Origin of the sequence: Streptomyces sp. NPDC048002, assembly GCF_040653275.1 — a bacterium.
In the GTDB taxonomy this organism is placed as follows: Bacteria; Actinomycetota; Actinomycetes; order Streptomycetales; family Streptomycetaceae; genus Streptomyces.
This window is the reverse complement of the sequence record NZ_JBEZNL010000014.1, coordinates 107685-127544: the sequence shown is the minus strand read 5'-3', so window position 1 is coordinate 127544 and position 19860 is coordinate 107685. Positions and strand designations below refer to the sequence as shown.

21 protein-coding genes and 1 riboswitch are annotated in these 19860 nt (G+C 73.8%); of the genes, 10 read left to right on the top strand and 11 right to left on the bottom strand.

Features of this window, described 5'->3' with window-relative positions; genetic code table 11:
• Positions 1-57: 57 nt before the first annotated feature.
• Complete coding sequence (locus tag AB0E07_RS19550; protein WP_362253188.1) at positions 58-1842, top strand: glycoside hydrolase family 15 protein; 1785 nt, start codon at positions 58-60, stop codon at positions 1840-1842.
• 5 nt (positions 1843-1847) lie between these two features.
• Positions 1848-2603: an SDR family oxidoreductase gene (locus AB0E07_RS19545; RefSeq protein WP_362253185.1), complete on the top strand. Its 756-nt coding sequence runs from the start codon at positions 1848-1850 to the stop codon at positions 2601-2603.
• Between the two features lie 33 nt (positions 2604-2636).
• On the opposite strand, the gene amaP is transcribed toward AB0E07_RS19545, so the two are convergent.
• From amaP to AB0E07_RS19520, 5 genes are read right to left on the bottom strand one after another with little or no spacing between them, the layout of a single operon-like run.
• Positions 2637-3224, bottom strand: a complete 588-nt coding sequence (amaP, locus tag AB0E07_RS19540; RefSeq protein ID WP_362253183.1) for an alkaline shock response membrane anchor protein AmaP — start codon at positions 3222-3224, stop codon at positions 2637-2639.
• Positions 3221-3916 carry a DUF6286 domain-containing protein gene (locus tag AB0E07_RS19535; protein ID WP_362253180.1) on the bottom strand — a complete coding sequence of 232 codons (696 nt, stop codon included), beginning with the start codon at positions 3914-3916 and terminating at the stop codon, positions 3221-3223. The genes amaP and AB0E07_RS19535 overlap by 4 nt, the downstream gene beginning before the upstream one ends.
• Positions 3913-4317: an Asp23/Gls24 family envelope stress response protein gene (locus AB0E07_RS19530; protein ID WP_362253177.1), complete on the bottom strand. Its 405-nt coding sequence runs from the start codon at positions 4315-4317 to the stop codon at positions 3913-3915. Before AB0E07_RS19530 ends, AB0E07_RS19535 begins: the two co-directional genes overlap by 4 nt.
• Before the next feature lie 5 nt (positions 4318-4322).
• Positions 4323-4514: a hypothetical protein gene (locus AB0E07_RS19525; RefSeq protein ID WP_362253174.1), complete on the bottom strand. Its 192-nt coding sequence runs from the start codon at positions 4512-4514 to the stop codon at positions 4323-4325.
• Between the two features lie 31 nt (positions 4515-4545).
• Complete coding sequence (locus AB0E07_RS19520) at positions 4546-5037, bottom strand: Asp23/Gls24 family envelope stress response protein (RefSeq protein WP_362253171.1); 492 nt, start codon at positions 5035-5037, stop codon at positions 4546-4548.
• Positions 5038-5124: 87 nt separating this feature from the next.
• Between AB0E07_RS19520 and AB0E07_RS19515 the strand changes: the two genes are divergently transcribed.
• Entirely contained in the window at positions 5125-5853 is a 729-nt protein-coding gene (locus tag AB0E07_RS19515; RefSeq protein WP_362253168.1) for a nucleopolyhedrovirus P10 family protein, read from the top strand.
• A gap of 374 nt (positions 5854-6227) precedes the next feature.
• On the opposite strand, the gene AB0E07_RS19510 is transcribed toward AB0E07_RS19515, so the two are convergent.
• The 3 genes from AB0E07_RS19510 to AB0E07_RS19500 form a co-directional block, all read right to left on the bottom strand.
• Entirely contained in the window at positions 6228-7019 is a 792-nt protein-coding gene (locus AB0E07_RS19510; RefSeq protein ID WP_362253165.1) for an enoyl-CoA hydratase/isomerase family protein, read from the bottom strand.
• A gap of 139 nt (positions 7020-7158) precedes the next feature.
• On the bottom strand, positions 7159-7377 hold the full coding sequence (locus AB0E07_RS19505; RefSeq protein WP_019758351.1) for a helix-turn-helix domain-containing protein: 219 nt from the start codon (positions 7375-7377) through the stop codon (positions 7159-7161).
• Between the two features lie 335 nt (positions 7378-7712).
• A complete protein-coding gene (locus AB0E07_RS19500; RefSeq protein WP_362253160.1) occupies positions 7713-9311 on the bottom strand; it encodes an ABC-F family ATP-binding cassette domain-containing protein in 1599 nt (532 codons plus the stop codon).
• 261 nt (positions 9312-9572) lie between these two features.
• On the opposite strand from AB0E07_RS19500, the gene AB0E07_RS19495 reads away from it, so the two are divergent.
• Entirely contained in the window at positions 9573-10463 is an 891-nt protein-coding gene (locus tag AB0E07_RS19495) for a neutral zinc metallopeptidase (protein WP_362253157.1), read from the top strand.
• A gap of 76 nt (positions 10464-10539) precedes the next feature.
• On the top strand, positions 10540-10953 hold the full coding sequence (locus AB0E07_RS19490) for a VOC family protein (RefSeq protein WP_362253154.1): 414 nt from the start codon (positions 10540-10542) through the stop codon (positions 10951-10953).
• A gap of 18 nt (positions 10954-10971) precedes the next feature.
• Here AB0E07_RS19490 and AB0E07_RS19485 read toward each other — a convergent pair whose 3' ends face one another.
• The 3 genes from AB0E07_RS19485 to AB0E07_RS19475 form a co-directional block, all read right to left on the bottom strand.
• Positions 10972-12372: a hypothetical protein gene (locus tag AB0E07_RS19485; protein ID WP_362253151.1), complete on the bottom strand. Its 1401-nt coding sequence runs from the start codon at positions 12370-12372 to the stop codon at positions 10972-10974.
• 176 nt (positions 12373-12548) lie between these two features.
• Positions 12549-13676 carry an alpha/beta fold hydrolase gene (locus AB0E07_RS19480; RefSeq protein WP_362253148.1) on the bottom strand — a complete coding sequence of 376 codons (1128 nt, stop codon included), beginning with the start codon at positions 13674-13676 and terminating at the stop codon, positions 12549-12551.
• Positions 13677-13732: 56 nt separating this feature from the next.
• Positions 13733-14452 (bottom strand): class II aldolase/adducin family protein, encoded by a 720-nt coding sequence (locus AB0E07_RS19475; RefSeq protein WP_362253145.1) that lies wholly within the window; start codon positions 14450-14452, stop codon positions 13733-13735.
• 124 nt (positions 14453-14576) lie between these two features.
• Here AB0E07_RS19475 and AB0E07_RS19470 point away from each other — a divergent pair, with 124 nt between their 5' ends.
• The 5 genes from AB0E07_RS19470 (at position 14577) to AB0E07_RS19450 (ending at position 19852) form a co-directional block, all read left to right on the top strand.
• Complete coding sequence (locus tag AB0E07_RS19470; protein ID WP_362253142.1) at positions 14577-15326, top strand: lysozyme; 750 nt, start codon at positions 14577-14579, stop codon at positions 15324-15326.
• A gap of 154 nt (positions 15327-15480) precedes the next feature.
• A complete protein-coding gene (locus AB0E07_RS19465; protein ID WP_362253138.1) occupies positions 15481-16716 on the top strand; it encodes an inorganic phosphate transporter in 1236 nt (411 codons plus the stop codon).
• A gap of 28 nt (positions 16717-16744) precedes the next feature.
• The gene (locus AB0E07_RS19460; RefSeq protein ID WP_362253135.1) at positions 16745-16966 is read left to right on the top strand and encodes a hypothetical protein; all 222 of its coding nucleotides are present in this window, start codon (positions 16745-16747) and stop codon (positions 16964-16966) included.
• 127 nt (positions 16967-17093) lie between these two features.
• Positions 17094-17237: riboswitch (cobalamin riboswitch) on the top strand.
• 141 nt (positions 17238-17378) lie between these two features.
• The gene (locus AB0E07_RS19455) at positions 17379-18320 is read left to right on the top strand and encodes a cobalamin biosynthesis protein (protein ID WP_362253132.1); all 942 of its coding nucleotides are present in this window, start codon (positions 17379-17381) and stop codon (positions 18318-18320) included.
• Complete coding sequence (locus tag AB0E07_RS19450; RefSeq protein ID WP_362253129.1) at positions 18317-19852, top strand: cobyric acid synthase; 1536 nt, start codon at positions 18317-18319, stop codon at positions 19850-19852. Before AB0E07_RS19455 ends, AB0E07_RS19450 begins: the two co-directional genes overlap by 4 nt.
• Positions 19853-19860 lie beyond the last annotated feature (8 nt).

Sequence of the window (19860 nt, the reverse complement as noted above, 5' to 3'; positions counted from 1 at the left end):
GGCCGGATTGCCACTTCGGCCGGATTGCAGGCCCCGTTCGCCGGGAACCCGCACCCCGTGCATCCCCCCATCGAGGACTACGCGCTCATCGGCGACGAACAGACCGTCGCCCTCATCGGCACCGACGGCTCCGTCGACTGGCTCTGCCTGCCCCGGTTCGACTCCGGCGCCTGCTTCGCACGGCTGCTCGGTGACGAGGACAACGGCCACTGGCGCATCGCCCCCGTGGGCGCCGAGCGGTGCGCCCGCCGCGCCTACCGGCCCGACACGCTGGTGCTCGACACCGAGTGGGAGACGGACGAAGGGGCGATCCGGGTCACCGACCTGATGCCGCAACGGGACAAGGCGCCCGACATCGTCCGGATCGTCGAGGGCGTGCGCGGCACCGTCACCGTCCGCAGCACGCTCCGGCTGCGCTTCGACTACGGCTCGATCATCCCGTGGATAAGGCGTGCCGACGGCCACCGGGTCGCGGTCGCGGGGCCCGACTCGGTGTGGCTGCGCAGCGAGCCCGAGGTGCGCACCTGGGGCGAGGACCACTCGACGCACTCGGAGTTCACCGTCGCCGAGGGCGAGTCGGTGGCGTTCGTCCTCACCTGGCACCCCTCGCACGAGCCCCGCCCACCGCTCCTCGACCCCTACGAGTCCCTCGCCGCCAGCGTCACCGACTGGCAGGCCTGGGCGTCCCGCTGCCGCTACGACGGCCCGCACCGGGACACCGTGATCCGCTCCCTGATCACCCTCAAGGCGCTCACCTACTCCCCCACCGGGGGCATCGTCGCCGCGGCCACCACCTCGCTCCCCGAGGAGCCCGGCGGCGTCCGCAACTGGGACTACCGCTACTGCTGGCTGCGCGACTCCACCCTCACCCTGGGCGCCCTGCTCTCCGCCGGATACCTGGAGGAGGCCGAGTCCTGGCGCAACTGGCTGCTGCGCGCCGTCGCGGGCGACCCCGCCGACCTCCAGATCATGTACGGCGTGGCGGGCGAACGGCGCCTGCCCGAGACCGAGTTGCCGTGGCTCTCCGGCTACGCCGACTCCCGGCCGGTACGGATCGGCAACGCCGCCGTGAATCAGCTCCAGCTGGACGTCTACGGCGAGGTGATGGACTCCCTGGCACTGGCCCGGAGCTCGGGCCTGCCCTCCGAGCCGCAGATGTGGGCGCTCCAGGTCGCGCTGATGGACTTCCTCACCACGGCGTGGCGCCAGCCCGACGAAGGGCTGTGGGAGGTGCGCGGGGGCCGCAAGCAGTTCGTGCACTCCAAGGTGATGGCCTGGGTGGCCGCGGACCGCGCGGTGCGCACGCTGGAGGACGACCCGACCCTGGACGGCGACCTCGACGCCTGGCGCGCGATGCGCGACGAGGTGCACCGGGAGGTCTGCGAGAAGGGGTACGACCCCGAGCGGAACACCTTCACCCAGTACTACGGCTCACGGGAGCTGGACGCCTCCCTGCTGCTGATCCCGCACATGGGCTTCCTACCACCGGACGACCCGAGGGTGATCGGCACCGTCGACGCGGTCCGCGCCGAGCTGGAGCACGACGGCTACCTGCACCGCTACAGCGCGGAGGAGTCGCCCGTGGACGGGCTGCCGGGCGGTGAGGGCACCTTCCTGGTCTGCTCGTTCTGGCTCGTCGACGCCCTGCACCTGACGGGTCGCACCAAGGAGGCCCGGGAGCTGTTCGAGCGGCTCGTCGGCCTCTGCAACGACGTCGGCCTGCTCTCCGAGGAGTACGACGTCCGAACGGGCCGGCAGCTCGGGAACTTCCCCCAGGCGTTCAGCCACATCGGCCTGGTGAACTCCGCCCTCGCCCTGTTCGGGCCGGACGATGCAGGATAGGGGCCATGGATCTTGGACTGAAGGACCGCGTCTACGTCGTCACGGGAGCCACCCGCGGGCTGGGCAACGCCACCGCGCGTGAACTCGTCGCCGACGGCGCCAGAGTCATCGTCTCGGGGCGGGAGGGGAAGACCGTCGCCGAGGCCGCGGCCGCGCTGGGCCCGAACGCGGTGGGGGTCGCCGCCGCCAACGCCGACCCGGAGACGCCCGCCCGGCTGGTCGAGGCCGCGCGGGAGCATTTCGGCCGCTTCGACGGTGTGCTGATCAGCGTCGGCGGCCCGGCGCCGGGCTTCGTCGCCGACAACACCGACGAACAGTGGCAGGCGGCGTTCGAGTCGGTGTTCCTCGGCGCGGTCCGGCTCGCCCGCACGGCGGCGGCGGAGCTGGAGAACGGCGGTGTCATCGGGTTCGTGCTGTCCGGTTCGGTCTACGAGCCGATCCCGGGGCTGACCATCTCCAACGGGCTGCGGCCGGGGCTCGCCGGGTTCGCCAAGTCCCTGGCGGACGAGCTGGGACCACGCGGCATCCGGGTCGTGGGACTGCTGCCCGGCCGCATCGACACCGACCGGGTACGAGAGCTGGACGCGCTGTCCGCGGACCCGGAGGCCACCCGGGCCGCGAGCGAGTCGCGGATCCCGCTGCGGCGGTACGGGGCCCCCGAGGAGTTCGGCCGCGCGGGCGCCTTCCTGCTCTCCCCGGCCGCCTCCTATCTGACCGGAGTCATGCTGCCCGTCGACGGGGGCAGCCGGCACGGGTTCTGAGCCGGCACGGGTTCTGAGCGCCGGGGCCGGTGCTCAGTTCACCCGCTCCGCGCGGTGCTTGGCCGCCCTCAGCACGGCCTCCGTCGGCAGGGCGGCCAGGCCGGCCGAGTCGCGGGCGTGGGCGAGGGCGCCGGTGGTGAGGTCCGCGAGGGCGGTGCCCGGGTCCACGTGCGGTTCCAGCAGGAGCCGTACGTCGGCCTCGGGCGCGTTCCGGCGGCCCTTGAGGCGGGTGTGGGCGCGGTGGACCCCGTCCATCGAGGCCGCCTCGTCGTTGAGTACGGCCTCCAGGGCGCGGCCCCGCAGCAGCGCGCCCCGGCCGTCGCCGGTGTCGACCAGCACCTCGGTGAGCCGGCGTCGGCGGAGGACCGCGGTCAGCCACCACAGGGCCAGCAGGACCAGGACGGCGAGGACCGCGATGACGGCCGGCCACCACCAGCCCTCGTCCCGCCAGCGGGTCCGCTCGGCATCGCCGAGCAGGACGTCGTCCTTGCCGTGGTGGATCCACCAGGACGGCGGGTCCAGGCCGAGACCGACCGCGAGGACCGAGCCGCCGAGGACGACGAGCACGACGCCGAGGACGGCGAGCAGCACCCGGTTGACGGTCCTGAGCACTCCGCTCACCCCTTCTTTCCCGGACGGCGCACGTGCACCGCGAGCGCGGGCGGCCGGGACAGGCCGAGCCCCCGGATCGCGTCGGCGAGCGCCGCGTCGAGATCGGCTCGTACGTCGTCCAGGTCGCGGAAGTGGGAGACGGCCCGCACGTCCGCGTGCCTGCGGCCGGTCCGCACCCGGACCGACTGCACACCGGCGATCTCCATGGCCCGGTCCCGCAGCACCAGCGCGGCGGCCTCCCGGTCGAGCGCGGCCCGCACCTCGGGGTGGGGGCGGCGCATCGTCAGCAGGGAGCGCAGGCCCGGGGTGGCGGCCAGCACGATCAGCCACAGTCCGAGGGCCGCGGCGACGCCCGCTCCGACCAGCACCCAGGTGTCGTCGAGGGGGCGTTCGGCGAGCTGGTCGGCCAGTTCGCCGCGCCATGCCAGGGCGGCGTGGTCGGCGCGCACGGCGACCACGTCGTACAGGAACAGACCGGCCAGGGCCAGCAGGAGTACGGCGACGATCGCCGCCGGGACGCGACGCGCCGACCAGAAGCGGCCGGCCCTGTCGTCCCCTTGGAGGACGGGCGGCGCGTCGTACTCGGCCGCCGAGGCGGACTGGTCGAGGGTCGCGGTGCCGGTGGCCCGCTCGACCACGGGCAGTGGCCGTGTGCCGTCCTCGGAGCTCTCGGAGCCCTCGTAGCCCTGGGGCTCGCTCATCGCGTCCTCCCCTGTACCGTGCCGTGCGCCGAGTGCAGCCGCTCCACCTGGACGGCGACCTCCGACACCTCCATGCCCACCAACGCGCCTACCCGCTCGACGACCCTGCGACGCACCGCGGCGCAGCGGGCGCCGATGTCGGTGGGGTAGTCGAGTTCGAGGTGGACGCGGACCCGGGCGATGCCGAAGGGGGTCCCCCCGTTCGAACTCTGTTGAGCGTGGGGGTGGACCACTACACCCGCGTGCGGGGGTGCGGCGTCGCCCGGGAGCGGGCCGAGCGCCTCCCGGGCCGCCTGGGAGGCGATCTTCGCGACCACCCGGTCGGCGATCCGGGTGGAGCCGCGCTCGGCGGGTGGCACGGCCGCCGGGCCGCTTCGGACCTGGCCGGACTCGACGGTCACTCAGGTCACCGCCGGTCGCGGCGGTCGTCACGGGTACGGAAGAAGTCGCCGAGCTCCAGGTCCCCCTCCAGGAACCGGCCCACGACGAAGCCGATGGCGCCCAGCGCGGCCACCAGCAGGAAGGCGCCGAAGCCGCCGAAGTACCCGGCGAAACCCAGCGCCATGCCGGCGATCATGCCGATCACGGCCATGTTCAACGTGCGCTCCCCTCAGCGGTGCGATGGACGGTCACTGGATCCGGGGCTCCAGCTCCTCTTCCTCCTCCTCGGGCAGCTTCACGTCGCTCACCGCGATGTTGACCTCGACGACCTCCAGGCCGGTCATCCGCTCCACGGCGGAGACCACGTTCTCCCGCACGGCCCGGGCCACCTCGGAGATGGCGACGCCGTAGTCGACGACGATCTCCAGGTCGAGCGCGGTCTGCACCTCGCCCACCTCGGCCTTCACCCCGCGGGTGACGGACTTCGAGCCGCCGCCGGGCACCCGGTCGCGGACGGCGCCGAAGGTGCGGCTGATCCCGCTGCCCATCGCGTGCACGCCGACCACGTCGCGCGCGGCGAGGCCCGCGATCTTCTCCACGACGCCGTCGGCGATGGTGGTCCGCCCTCTGGTGGAGGGGTCACCGCCACCCCGCCGGGTGGGCTTGCGGGTCTGGACGACCTGCTCCTGCTCGGCCGGATCGGAGTCCGGCGTCCGCCTGCGCTCGGTGGTGTCACTCATCCCGTACGTCCCTTTCGGTTCGTCGTTCTCCGACCACCGTAAGTGCGGTTGCGCCATCCCGCCCCGGGGATGCGGCAGGCTGGGGTAATGACGGCGGACGGATGGGCGCGGGCGGTACGGCGGCAACTGGGGCTCGGCAGGCTGCTGCCGCTCGGCGGGCCGCGGGACGGAGCGTGGATCGCGGAGGAGGCCGCCGCGGCGGTACTGCGGCGCGCGGCGCGCGAGCGGGTGCCGGGGGTGCGACTGGGCGCGCTGCGGCTGGCGCTCGCCGACCCGGCGGGGGCGGCCGAGCCGGTCGTACCGCCGCCGCCGAGCGCGCTGCCGCCGGGGCCGCTGCGGATCACGGCGGACCTGGAGGCGACGGCGTCCGAGCCGCTGCCCGCGGTGGTGGCCGCGCTGCGGTCGGCGCTCGCCGGGTCCGCGGCCTCGGACATCGGGCTGACGGTCACGGAGGTGGATCTGCGGGTGACGGCCCTGCTCGACGAGCCGGCTTCTCCGTCCGCTCCCCCGCCGCTCCGGGCGCCGTCGGCGGTCGCGGAGCCCACGGAGGGCGACGCCGCGCGGGCGGCACGGGCCGCGCTCGCCGTCCCGGGCGTGGCCGCGCTGACCGGCAGGCTGGGCGGACTCGGCCGGCCGGTGCACATCGAGGACCGGCCGGGCACCGACCCGGCCCTGACGGCCCGGCACGTCCGCCTGGAGGTCGCGGTGGGTGCGGACCACCACCCCGCGGAGGTGGCCCGCACGGTCCGCACGGCGGTGGCCGCGACGCTCCCGGACCACCCCACGGTGGCGGTCCTGGTCACGGCGGTCGGCTGAGCCCTCGCCGATCCGTCCGGTGGTGGCCTGCCCACGGACGGTCCCGAGGTCGTCCCGGGACCGTCTGACGCTCCGAGTCCCGCCCGCCCACGTCCGGGACCACGGGCCGCGGCCCGCGAGGCCGTGTCGCCGCGGCCGAGCGCCGAGCGCCCGACATGCCGAGTCCCGCCCGCCCACGACCGCGACCCACGAGGTCTGGTGGGGGCTCCGGGCCGGACGCCGGACACCGCGAGGCCCGCACGTCAGCGGCGGTGGCTGCGGTCGGCCACCGGGGCACGGCGTCGGGCCGCCGGTGCGGGCGGTGCGGGCCCGGCTCGTGGGGCAACCGGCGGCGGTGGCGGGCCCGGTCACCGCCGGCGGGTGAGGCCGGCCGGTCAGTCGCCGACGCCCGCGAGGTCGCGCAGGCGGCGGGCCTGGGCGGCTCGCTCGGCGACGCGCTGGTCCTCGTAGGTGCGGTCGGTCGCGCCGCGCAGCAGCGCCTTGGTCTCGATGACCGCGTCCCGGGGAGCGGCCAGCAGCGCCGCGGCGAGGTCGCGCACCGCGTCGTCGAGCTGGTCCACGGGCACGGCGACGTTGGCGAGGCCCGTACCGACGGACTCCTCGGCCGTGACGAAGCGCCCGGTTGCGCAGATCTCCAGCGCACGGGCGTAGCCGACGAGGCCCACCAGGGGGTGGGTGCCGGTCAGGTCCGGGACCAGGCCGAGGCTCGTCTCGCGCATGGCGAACTGGACGTCGTCCGCGACGACGCGCAGGTCACAGGCGAGTGCGAGCTGGAAGCCCGCCCCGATGGCATGGCCCTGCACGGCGGCGATCGACACGATGTCGCTGCGCCGCCACCAGGTGAACGCCTCCTGGTACTCGGCGATGGTCGCGTCGAGCTGGGCGTCGTCCCCGCGGGCCAGGTCGATGAACGACGGCTCGCCGTCGAAGCCCTCCGGCGTGAACGCCTGCCGGTCGAGCCCGGCCGAGAAGGACTTGCCCTCGGCCCGGAGCACGACGACCCGGACGGATCCGGGCAGCAGCCGACCGGCCTCGGCCAGCGCGCGCCACAGAGCGGGGCTCTGCGCGTTGCGCTTGGCCGGGTTGGTCAGCGTCACCGTGGCGACCGCGTCGTCGACGGTGAGTCGTACGCCGTCCTTGTCGAGAGCAGGGTCGAGCGAAGCCATGCGGTGCCTCCGAGGGGTGCGGTCAGCTAAGTGACTGCACAGTAACCAACCGGCCGGTCTGGAGTCCCCCCGGGTCCCTGCGGGACCCAGGAGGAGAACGACCGGATGGCCACCGTCGGAGCCGATGGGCCGCCCGTGATCAGCCCGCGGCCTTCTTGCCGCGGGTCGCCCCGCCACGCCCACGCAGCGTGACGCCCGACTCACTCAGCATCCGGTGCACGAAGCCATACGAGCGGCCGGTCTCCTCGGCCAGCGCCCGGATGCTCGCACCGGAGTCGTACTTCTTCTTCAGGTCTGCCGCGAGCTTGTCGCGCGCGGCGCCGGTTACCCGGCTGCCCTTCTTCAGAGTCTCGGCCACCCGTGCCTCCTCATGGGAAGTGCGCTCTGGTCTCCTCATGATCACCCCTCCCGGGCCTGATGGCCACCCATTCGGCAAGGTCCGTGAGACACGGATTTGACGACAGGAGCAGGTCCACACAAGGGGAAGCGATGATTCCGGGGTGGCGAATCCGTACCGCCGAACGGGTCGTTCCGCGAACTTCCTGGTCAGGGATGCACCACGGCCGAGCCCTTGTCGACAAAGGGCTCGGCCGTGAAATGGATGTAGGACACACCTCGGTACGAGGAGATCTCACACAGATGATGGATCACCGATCGGCCGAATGATCCATACGCCGTGGATCAACCATTCGATCAAGCCAGGGCGACAAGATCCGCGTAGTCGGAGCCCCAGAGGTCCTCGACGCCGTCCGGCAGCAGGATGATCCGCTCGGGCTGGAGCGCCTCCACGGCGCCCTCGTCGTGGGTGACCAGGACGACCGCGCCCTTGTAGGTGCGCAGCGCGCCGAGGATCTCCTCGCGGCTCGCCGGGTCGAGGTTGTTGGTCGGCTCGTCCAGGAGCAGCACGTTCGCCGAGCTGACCACGAGGGTCGCAAGGGCGAGCCGGGTCTTCTCGCCGCCGGAGAGGACCCCGGCGGGCTTGTCGACGTCGTCGCCGGAGAACAGGAACGAGCCCAGCACCTTGCGGACCTCGACGAGGTCCATGTCGGGCGCGGCCGAGCGCATGTTCTCCAGGACCGTGCGGTCGGCGTCCAGGGTCTCGTGCTCCTGGGCGTAGTAGCCGGCCTTCAGGCCGTGGCCCGGGACCACGGAACCGGTGTCCGGCTGCTCGACCCCGGCCAGCAGCCTCAGCAGGGTCGTCTTGCCGGCGCCGTTGAGGCCGAGGATGACGACGCGGGAGCCCTTGTCGATAGCCAGGTCGACATCGGTGAAGATCTCCAGCGAGCCGTAGGACTTCGACAGTCCCTCGGCGGTCAGCGGGGTCCTGCCGCAGGGCGCGGGCTCGGGGAAGCGGAGCTTGGCGACCTTGTCGGACTGGCGGACCTCGTCCAGGCCGGAGAGCAGACGCTCGGCGCGCCGGGCCATGTTCTGCGCGGCGACCGTCTTGGTGGCCTTGGCGCGCATCTTGTCGGCCTGGGCGTTGAGGGCCGCCGCCTTCTTCTCGGCGTTCTGCCGCTCGCGCTTGCGGCGCTTCTCGTCGGCCTCGCGCTGCTGCTGGTAGAGCTTCCAGCCCATGTTGTAGACGTCGATCTGGGCGCGGTTGGCGTCCAGGTAGAACACCTTGTTCACGACCGTCTCGACCAGGTCGACGTCGTGGGAGATGACGATGAAGCCGCCGCGGTAGGTCTTGAGGTAGTCGCGCAGCCAGACGATGGAGTCGGCGTCGAGGTGGTTCGTCGGCTCGTCGAGCAGCAGGGTGTCGGCGTCCGAGAACAGGATCCGGGCCAGCTCGATACGGCGGCGCTGACCACCGGAGAGGGTGTGCAGCGGCTGGCCGAGCACCCGGTCGGGCAGGTTGAGCGCGGCGGCGATGGTGGCGGCCTCGGCCTCGGCGGAGTAGCCGCCCTTGGTGAGGAACTCGGTCTCCTGGCGCTCGTACTGGCGCATCGCCTTGTCGCGGGTGGCGCCCGTGCCGGTGGCGATGCGCTGCTCGTTCTCGCGCATCTTGCGGATCAGGACGTCCAGGCCGCGCGCGGAGAGGACGCGGTCACGGGCGAGCACGTCGAGGTCGCCGGTGCGCGGGTCCTGCGGGAGGTAGCCGACCTCGCCGGAGCGCGTGATGGCGCCGCCGGCGGGGATGCCCTCCCCGGCGAGGCACTTGGTGAGGGTGGTCTTGCCGGCGCCGTTGCGGCCGACCAGGCCGATGCGGTCGCCCTTGGCGACGCGGAAGGTGGCGGACTCGATGAGGACGCGGGCGCCGGCGCGCAGCTCGATGCCGGTGGCGGAAATCACGGACAGACTCCAGGGCGGGGTCGTTGGCGGGATGGGCGGCTGAGGACGTTCCCGCCGTCTAATGCGCGAGGAGAATGGCCATGGAGCCATTCTAACGGGGCTGTGCAAGCGCTTTTCCGGCTCCGTCCCGCACCGCGTCCCACCTGGGCCGCGGCCCTCCCCCGGCCCGTCGTCCCCCGTTCGGCCGCCTCGTCCGGCGTCCGGCGCGGGGTGCCGGTGAGGATGGCCGCGGGGGACGACACCGGCGGAGGGCGCGGGCCGATGCAGTTCGACGACGACGCGAGGCTGGACACCTCCGAGGTGCAGGACGTGCGCGGCAGCCGGATCCCCGGCGGGCGGGCCACCGTGGGCGGCGGGCTGGCCGGACTGATCGCCCTGGTCCTGGCGCTCCTCCTCGGGGTCGGCCCCGACCAGCTGGGCCTGACCGACGGCTCGGAGCAGCCCGCGGCCACGGCGTCGTCGCTGGCGCAGGTCCAGCAGGAGTGCCGGACGGGGCGGGACGCGAACGCCCGGGACGACTGCCGGGTGGTCGCCGTGGTCAACAGCGTGCAGGACTACTGGGACGAGGAGTTCGCCCGGCGCGGCGGCACCTACAGCCGCTCCCCCACGGTGTTCTTCGGCGGGCGGGTCGGTACCGCGTGCGGGTCGGCGACCAGCGCGGTGGGGCCCTTCTACTGTCCCGGCGACCGGAAGGTCTACCTCGACCTCGGCTTCTTCGACGAGCTGCGCACGAAGTTCGGCGCCGACGGGGGCCCCTTCGCCGCGGCGTACGTCGTGGCGCACGAGTACGGGCACCACGTACAGGACCTGACGGGCACGCTGGGCCGGTCGCGGGACGGCCGGACGGGGGCCGGCAGCGACGCGGTGCGGGTGGAGCTCCAGGCCGACTGCTACGCCGGGGTGTGGGCGCACCACGCGACCACGACGAAGGACGAGTCGACCGGCCGGCCGCTGATCACCAGCCTCACCGACGCCGACATCCGGGACGGTCTGAGCGCGGCGGCGGCCGTCGGCGACGACCGCATCCAGGAGCGGTTCCAGGGCCGGGTGACCCCGGAGACCTGGACGCACGGGTCGGCGGCGCAGCGCCAGGAGTGGTTCCTGCGGGGGTACGAGAGCGGGGACATGGCGCGCTGCGACACCTTCCGGTAGCCGTCGGCGCCGGCGGGCGCTGCCACACTGGCGGGAACGGTCATCCCGGACAGTCGGTCGCGAGGGAGTGGTCTCCATGGCAGGCACGGACAGCGGGCGTCCGAGCATCTATCCGACGGTGCTGTACGCGGACGCGCGCGCGGCGCTCAAGCAGCTCACCGAGGGCCTCGGCTTCACCGAGCTGACGGTCTACGAGGGTGAGGACGGCGCGGTCTTCCACGCCGAGCTGACCCAGGGCAACGGCGCGATCATGGTGGGCTCCAAGGGCCGCGGCGGGGTGTTCGACACCGCGATGAAGGGCGCGGGACCGGTGGGGGTGTACGTGGTCGTGGACGACGTGGACGACCACCACCGGCGCGCGGTGGAGCACGGCGTGGAGATCCTGATGCCCCCGACGGACCAGGACTACGGCTCGCGGGACTACATGGCCCGGGACGCCGAGGGCAACATCTGGAGCTTCGGCACGTACACACCGGAGCTGGGCGGCTAGCCCGGGGTCGGCGGCGGCCTAGCTGCCGCCGGTGTGCACCTGGAAGGCGGCGCGGCGGACGGCCTTGGCCAGCGCCGGGTCGGGGTGGGCCGCGGCGAGGGCGACCAGGACCTGCACGGTGCGGGGGTGACCGACGGCGCGGACCTCGTCGAGGAGGGCGGGGACGGTCGGCTGGAGCGCGGACTCCAGGTGGCGCACCAGCATGGGGGCCTCGCCGTGGTCGGCGACCGCGGCGGCGGTGTCGACCCAGAGCCAGGTGGCCTCGTGGCGGGTGAGCACCTCGTGCGCGTCCTCGGGATCCACCCCGTCGTGCTCGGCCAGCCACAGCAGCGCGTACGGCCGGAGCGCGGGCTCCTCGGCCACGGACCGTACGTCGGGCTCGGCGGGGGCGCCGACCACGCGCAGGGCCTCGAAGGCGAGGCCGCGCAGCAGGGCGTCCTCGCCGCGGGCGGCCTGGATCAGCTCGGTGACGGCACCGCCGACGGGGCGGGCGGCCAGCCAGGCGCGGTACTCGGCGCGGGCGGCGTTGGGGCGGAGCTGGGCGCAGCCGCGGAGCATGTCCTCGGCGGCCTGCTCGATGTTCCCGGCGGGGCTCTGCGCGGCGACGCAGATCTGCTCCAGTTTGACCCAGACCGCCCAGCTCCCGAGCGGGGTGAGCGTGGCCTGGCCGTCGCCGCAGGTGAGGGCGCCGACGGAGGCGAGGGCGTGCAGGGCCCAGTCGAGGAGCGGGGCGAGCGGGGTGTCGGTGTCGCGGGCCTCGGGGTCCGGCTCGGGCTGCGGGCCGTAGGGGATCTCGCAGCGCTCGGTGCGCAGTTCCGTGACGCGCTGCTCCAGCAGGTCCAGGAGCTGGGCCACCGGGACGGGTCCGGCGGACAGCTGGAGGAAGGAGAGCAGCTGCGGCATGGCCGAGACGACCTCGGCGACCGCGGCGGGCCGGTGGTCGGCGGACTCCGGGTAGGCGAGCGACCAGGCGTCGAAGAGGGCGACCCAGCCGCGCAGTACGGCGCTGTCGTCCCGGTCCCAGGCGCGCAACCGCCAGCCGGGGCGGGCGGTGTCGCCGTGCACCTCGATCAGACCGGCGAGGCGGGCGGTGTCCCAGTCCGCGCGGACCTGAGCCACGGTCAGGGCGAGGTCGGCGGCCGCCCGTTCGGCGGTCGCGTCGGAGAGGGTGCCCTTGCCGTCGGGGCGCGCGCCGTCGCGGGCGGGGCGCAGGGTGGCGTCGGCCCAGCGGGCGACACGGGCGGCGGCGGCCAGGCCGGATCGAGCCATTCCGGCCAGTTCGGCGGGGGCCGGGGTGCCCTCCGGAGGCCGGGGGGCGGCACGGCGCGGGCGCCGCTGATTGACAGCTCTGGGGGCGGCGGCCAGGGGTCGCGGGCGGACGAGTCGAAGCCTGGAGTCGCGCGGGATACGGGACGTCACGGGTGCAGTCTTCCGGTTGACGGTCCGAAATCCCAAACGGAATGTCACGAGCGGCGACGGGACTGGCCAACGCACGGGTCCTCGCGGGCGCCGGAGGACCGGTAACAGGCCAGTCGTACCGCTTTAAACGGAAGGTCCGGGACCTGGTCCGGCGGGGGTCCTCCCGTTGGCGGTCCTCACATGAGGGGGGTCAGGAAGCGGCGCAGGGATTCCTCGTAGGACTTGGGGTCGGGGTTCCACATGGCGCTGTGCGGGGCGCGCCGGACGGTCTGGAGGGCGACCAGGTCGGGGCGGGCCTGGGCCAGGCGGCGGGAGTGGATCCAGGGGGCGACCGTGTCGTCGGGGCCGTGGAAGATCAGGGTGGGGACGGTGAGCCGGTCCGGGCTGCCGTCGGGGCCGGCGCGGTCTCCGTACAGGCCCGTGCGTCCCTGGGCGGCGCGGACCGCGAGCGGGAGCAGCGGGGCGGGGGTGTGGCGGGCCGAGGCGAGGGCGCGCAGGGTGTCCTCCCAGTCGAGGACCGGGGAGTCCAGGACCAGTCCGGAGACGCGGTCGCGCAGCCCGGAGCGGGCGGCGGCGCGCAGGGCCATCGTGGCGCCGGTCGACCAGCCGAGCAGGACGATCTGTTCGGCGCCGTAGCGCACGGCGTAGCGCATCGCGGCGTCCAGGTCGCGCCACTCGGTCTCGCCGAGGTGGTTCAGGCCGTCCGGGGAGCGGGGGGCGCCGAGGTCGCCGCGGTAGGCGAGGGCGAGCACCGGGAACTTGCGGCCGGCGAGGAAGCCCATCACGTTCATGGCGAGTTCGCGGGTGGTGCCCAGGCCGTGCACCGCGATGATCCAAGTGGTGCGGGTGCCGGGGACGAACCACGCGGGCAGTGAGCCCAGCTCGCCGGGGATGTCGACGTCGGCGTGGTCGAGGCCGAGTGCCGCGCCCGGGTCGCCGACGTGGACGTTCGGGGTGAGCCAGACGTGGTCGCCGGGGCTGAGGTCGCCATGGGTGACGCGCTCCAGGCGGCGCACCACGGTGTCGGCGGTGTGGGGCGCGTCGTCGAGGACGGAGCCGACGACGGCGTGGGAGCCGTCGCCGCCGAGGCCGTAGGTGCCGGGGCGCAGGGCGGCCAGGTCACGGGTGAGCGTGATCCGGTCGGCCTCGGTGCGGTGCACGGTGAGCCGGGGTTCGGTCGGCAGCGGCCTGCCGGGGGGCGCCTTGAGGGCGGCGTCGCTGGCGAGCCGCCCGGCGGCCACGCTCGCCGCACCGGCGGCCAGGGTCATGGTGACGGCAGCGGCCGTCGCGGTGACAGTGCGCACGAGACCAGTGTCCTGTCGGACCCCGCGAGCGGCCAGTGGAGGGGACGGCGGCGCCGTCAGGTCGGCTGGCCGTAGCCCCTGAGCCGGTCGGCCACCTCGTCCAGCCGGTCGGCGCCGAGGAGGCTCGGGGTCAGGCCGGGGACCGAGGAGGCCGCGAGCCAGACCCGGCACATCCACTCCAGCTGTGCCGTGCGGTCGTGGGCCTGCGTGAGGCTCGTGCCGTACGCCACCGTGCCGTGGTTCTGGAGGAGGCAGGCGGTGCGGCCGGTCAGGGCCCGCAGCATGTTCTCGGCCAACTCCTCGGTGCCGTAGGTCGCGTACGGGGCGACCCGGACGGGGCCGCCGAGGTCGGCGGTGACGTAGTGGATCGCCGGGACCTCCGGTACCAGCGTCGAGACGGCCGTGGCGTGCACCGCGTGGGTGTGGACGACGGCGCGCGCGTCGGTGGCGCGGTACACGGCGAGGTGCATGGGGAGTTCGCTGGTCGGCCGGAGCGTTCCGAGCACCTGCCGGCCGGTGAGGTCGACGCCCGTCACGTCCCGCGGCGTGAGCCGGTCGTACGGGACCCCCGTGGGGGTGACCAGGACCGTCTCCCCGGCGCGCACCGAGACATTGCCGGAGGTGCCCACGACCAGCCCCTCGGACACGGTCCGGCGGGCGGTGGCGATCAGCTCCTCCCAGGCGTCCGCCTCCTCGGGCCGCGCACCGGCGCGCCACGGCTCGCCCGCTTCCCCCGCTTCCCCCGTGTCCCGCCGGTCACCTCGCCGCTCAGCCATGCCGCGATCCTGCCAGGCCGGACGGCGTGCGGCACGGACGGTTGGCCGGAGATCGCCGGACAGAGTCCGGCCTTCCACTACTCTCTGGCTGATTTGCCGCACACACCGTTATTCGGGGGGAAACATGGTTCCTGATCACAAACCGCCCCGCCGTCGCGCCCGCCTGCTGGCGGCGTCGGTGGCCGTACTGGCCATCGGCGGCAGCGCGCTGGCGGAGATCCCGGCCGCGGCGGCGAGCCGGCCCGAGGGCCACGACGTCTCGTCCCACCAGAGGGACGTGGACTGGCCGGGCGCCAGGGCGAAGGGGGCCCGGTTCGTCTACGTCAAGGCGACCGAGTCGCACACCTACCGCAACCCCTACTTCGCCCGGCAGTACAACGGCTCGCGCGAGGCGGGCCTGATCCGCGGGGCGTACCATTTCGCGCTGCCGGACCGGTCCTCGGGCAAAACCCAGGCCGCGCACTTCGTGCGCCACGGCGGTGGCTGGACGGCGGACGGCTGGACGCTGCCGCCCGCGCTCGACATCGAGTACAACCCGTACGACAGGGACGAGAAGTGCTACGGGCTGAGCCGGTCGGGGATGGCCGCCTGGATCAAGGCGTTCAGCGCCGAGGTGCACCGGCTGACCGGCCGCCGGCCGGCGATCTACACGACCGCGCACTGGTGGAACGGCTGCACCGGATCCAGCCGGGCCTTCGCCGCGCGGCACCCGCTGTGGGTGGCCCGCTACGACTCGGCGGGCCCGGGAACCCTGCCGGCCGGCTGGTCGACGTGGACCTTCTGGCAGTACGACAACGGCGGCAGGCTGCCGGGTGACCAGAATCTCTTCAACGGGTCCCTGGACCAGCTGCGGAGGTTCGCCCGCGGCTCCTGATCCTTGGGGCAACTGGGGCGCGCCGGGCCGCGCGGAGCCGACATGAGACGGAGCATTCCCTCCGGACACCACGCGGCCCGCTTCAGTTCACCTTCCGTTCATTCAGGTTACCTACGTTCGTCCGGCCAATGACCTCGAACGATTGCCTGGGTAAATGGAAAACTTCTCGCTGATCCTCGCGATTGTGGTGGTCACCGCACTCGCGTTCGATTTCACGAACGGTTTCCACGACACCGCCAACGCGATGGCCACCACCATCTCGACCGGCGCGCTCAAGCCCAAGGTCGCGGTGGCCATGTCCGCCGTGCTGAACCTTGTCGGCGCCTTCCTGTCGGTGGAGGTCGCCAACACGATCTCCAAGGGTCTCGTCGACGAGACCGGCATCCGTCCCGAGGTCATATTCGCCGCCCTGGTCGGTGCGATCCTCTGGAACCTCCTGACCTGGCTGGTCGGACTCCCCTCCAGCTCCTCGCACGCCCTCATGGGCGGTCTGATCGGCGCGACCATCGCCTCGGCCGGCGTCGGTGCCGTCCACGGCGACGTGCTCGTCACCAAGGTCCTGATCCCGGCCATCGCCGCCCCGATCGTCGCGGGCCTCGCGGCGATGCTGGCGACGAAGCTGATGTACTCGCTCGGCAAGAAGGCCGAGGGCAGCAAGTCCTCCGAGAAGGGCTACCGCGCCGGGCAGATCGCCTCCGCCGGTCTGGTCTCGCTGGCCCACGGCACCAACGACGCGCAGAAGACGATGGGCATCATCACCCTCGCCCTCGTCGCCGGCGGCACCCTCGCCCCCGACTCCGACCCGCCGATGTGGGTCATCCTCTCCGCGGGCGTGGCCATCGCGCTCGGCACCTACCTCGGTGGCTGGCGGATCATCCGCACCATGGGCAAGGGCCTCACCGACCTCCAGCCGCAGCAGGGCTTCGCCGCCCAGACCAGCGCGGCGACGGTCATCCTGGCCTCCTCCCACCTCGGCTTCTCCCTCTCCACCACGCACTCCGTCTCCGGTTCGGTGATGGGCGCGGGCCTCGGCCGCAAGGGGGGTGTGGTCCGCTGGTCCACCGCGACCCGGATGTTCGTCGCCTGGGGCCTGACGCTTCCGGCCGCGGCCCTGGTCGCCGCGCTCGCCGAGTGGGTCTGCGGGTTCGGTGACTGGGGCACCGCCCTCGTCGCGGTGTTCCTGATCGGCTCCAGCGCCGCGATCTGGAAGATCTCGCGCCGTGAGGTCGTGGACCACACCAACGTCAACGAGACCGAGGAGCCCGTGGGCGTCGTGACCCAGGCGATGGCCGCGGTGACCCCGCCGCCGGCCGGCCCGGTGACCGAGGACCTCGCGGCGACCATCCCGGCCCCGGCCGGCGATCCGGCGCCGTCGCAGGCCACCGTCTGACCCCCCACCCGGTTAAGGAAGAAGCATCATGAAGATCGACTGGGCGGCTCTCGGCTCCGTCTTCGGCGTCAGCCTCGTGGTCACCGTGGCGCTGGTGGCCCTGTTCACCCTCGGCATCCAGGGCCTGTCCCGTCGCGAGCGCGCGGCGGAACAGGGCGGCTCCGCCGCCCTCGCGGTCACCGGCGCGTACGCCTGCTTCGCCGCGTGCGCGGCGGCGGTGGGCTACGGCATCTATCTGATCGTGGCCTGACCCGGCCCGCACTCCTCCACCCGCCCTGTGGGGACGGCGTCCGACGCCGTCCCCACAGGGCGGGTTTCTGACCTGCCGATGTGGGCCACAGCACACTCTCCCTTCGCAGGTCAAAGGCAAGTTGACGGCCCTTCGGGACCCGTGGTGGACTGCCCGGGCCATGTAGGGCGGCAGAAGAGGAAGCCGGTGCGACTCCGGCGCGGTCCCGCCACTGTCACCGGGGTAGCAATCCCCCGGGAGCCAGGAACTCTCACCGCCCATCCAGTCGAGCCAGGGCGCGGACACCCTGAGTGAGGACGTATCGCCATGCGCGGCTGCCCCCCGAGGTGCAAGGACCGGTTCTCCCGGTTCTACCGGTTCTCCGCCCGGCGCGACGCCCGGGTTCCGAACGACCGCTCGGCCGGCTGAGCCGATGCGGGCCGATCGCGTCTTCGCGTACGGCGCCGCCACCGGCCTCCTGGGTGACCTGCTCCTCGGCGATCCGCGCCGCGGGCACCCGGTCGCCGTGTTCGGCCGCGCCGCGGGTGCCGTGGAACGGCTGCTGTGGCGGGACGACCGGGGCCGCGGCGCGCTGCACACCGCCGTCTGCGCGGGCGGTGCCGTGGCCGTGGGCTCACTGGCCGCCGCGGCCGCCCGCCGCTCCCCCGCCGCCTCCGTCGCGCTGACCGCCGCCGCCACCTGGGCCGTGGTGGGGGGCACCTCACTGGCCCGGGAGGCGCGGGGCGTCGGGCGCGCCCTGGAGTCCGGCGACGTGGAGGCCGCGCGGGCGCGGCTGCCGCATCTGTGCGGGCGGGACCCGCAGGCCCTGGACGCCGACGGGATCGCGCGGGCGGTCGTGGAGTCCGTCGCCGAGAACACCTCCGACGCGGTGGTGGGCGCCCTGGTCTGGGGGGCCGTCGGCGGGGTGCCGGGCCTGCTGGGCTTCCGGGCCGTCAACACCCTGGACGCCATGGTCGGCCACAAGTCGCCCCGCTACCGGCGCTACGGCTGGGCCTCGGCCCGCCTCGACGACGTCGCCGGCTGGCCGGGGGCCCGGCTGACCGCCGCCCTGGCCACCGCCGCCGGGGGGAATCCCCGGGGTGCGCTACGCGCCTGGCGCGCCGACGCCGGCAAGCACCCGAGCCCCAACGCCGGGCCGGTGGAGGCGTCGTTCGCCGGCGCCCTGGGGGTGCGCCTGGGCGGGACCCTGTCGTACGGGGGACGTGTCGAGCACCGGCCGGTGCTGAACGGCCCGGGGCGGGCCGTGGCGGTCACGGACATCGAGCGGGCCGTCCGGCTGTCCCGGCGGGTGGGATGGCTGGCCCTGGGCGTCAGCGTCGCGGCGCGTGCCGCGCTGAAGGGGGGCACGTCATGAGTGGGGGCGGACTGCTGGTCGCCGGGACGACCTCCGACGCGGGGAAGAGCGTGGTCACCGCGGGGATCTGCCGGTGGCTGGTGCGCCAGGGCGTCAAGGTGGCCCCGTTCAAGGCGCAGAACATGTCGCTGAACTCCTTCGTGACCCGCGAGGGGGCCGAGATCGGGCGGGCGCAGGCCATGCAGGCCCAGGCCTGCCGGATCGAGCCGAGCGCGCTGATGAATCCCGTGCTGCTGAAGCCGGGCGGCGAGCAGAGCAGTCAGGTCGTCCTGATGGGCAAGCCCGTGGGCGAGTTGAGCGCGCGCGGCTACCACGGCGGACGGCAGCAGCGGCTCCTCGGCACGGTGCTGGACTGTCTGGCCGAGCTGCGTGCCGACTACGACGCGGTGATCTGCGAGGGTGCCGGATCGCCGGCCGAGATCAATCTACGGCGCACCGACATCGTGAACATGGGCATAGCGCGCAACGCGGGGCTGCCCGTGGTCGTGGTCGGCGACATCGACCGCGGCGGGGTGTTCGCCTCGTTCTTCGGTACCGTCGCGCTGCTCTCCCCCGAGGACCAGGCGCTGATCGCCGGGTTCCTGGTGAACAAGTTCCGCGGCGACGTCTCCCTGCTGGAGCCGGGCCTGGACATGCTGCTCGGGCTCACCGGACGGCCGACGTTCGGGGTGCTGCCCTTCCGGCACGGGCTCGGGATCGACGAGGAGGACGGACTGCGGGTGTCGCTGCGCGGCACGGTCCGGGAGTCGTCGGTCGCGCCGCCCGTCGGGGCGGACGTGCTGCGGGTCGCGGTCTGCGCGATCCCGCTGATGTCGAACTTCACCGACGTCGACGCGCTGGCCGCCGAACCGGGCGTCGTGGTGCGGTTCGTGGACCGGCCCGAGGAACTGGCCGACGCCGACCTGGTCGTGGTGCCCGGCACCCGGGGCACGGTCCGAGCGCTGGCGTGGCTGCGCGAGCGGGGGCTCGCCGACGCCCTGCGCCGAAGGGCCGCCGAGGGGCTGCCGGTGCTCGGGATCTGCGGCGGCTACCAGATCCTCGGCGAGCGGATCGAGGACGAGGTGGAGAGCCGCGAGGGCGTGGTCGAGGCGTTGGGCGTGCTGCCGGTGCGGGTGCGGTTCGCCCGCGAGAAGACCCTCACCCGTCCGTCCGGCGAGGCCCTGGGCGAGCCGGTCGAGGGGTACGAGATCCATCACGGGGTCGCCGACGTCACCGGTGGGGAGGCGTTCATGACCGATGCCGAGGGGCACGCCCTGGACGGCTGCCGGGTCGGGCAGACCTGGGGCACTCACTGGCACGGCTCGCTGGAGTCGGACGGCTTCCGGCGCGCGTTCCTGCGCGAGGTGGCGGCGGCCTCGGGGCGCCGGTTCGTACCGGCCGCCGGCACCTCCTTCGCCGCGCTGCGCGAGGAGCAGCTGGACCGGCTCGGGGATCTGATCGAGCAGCACGCGGACACCGACGCGCTGTGGCGGCTCATCGAGTCGGGCGCGCCGGCCGGACTGCCGTTCGTGCCGCCGGGAGCGCCCGCGTGAGCGCGCCG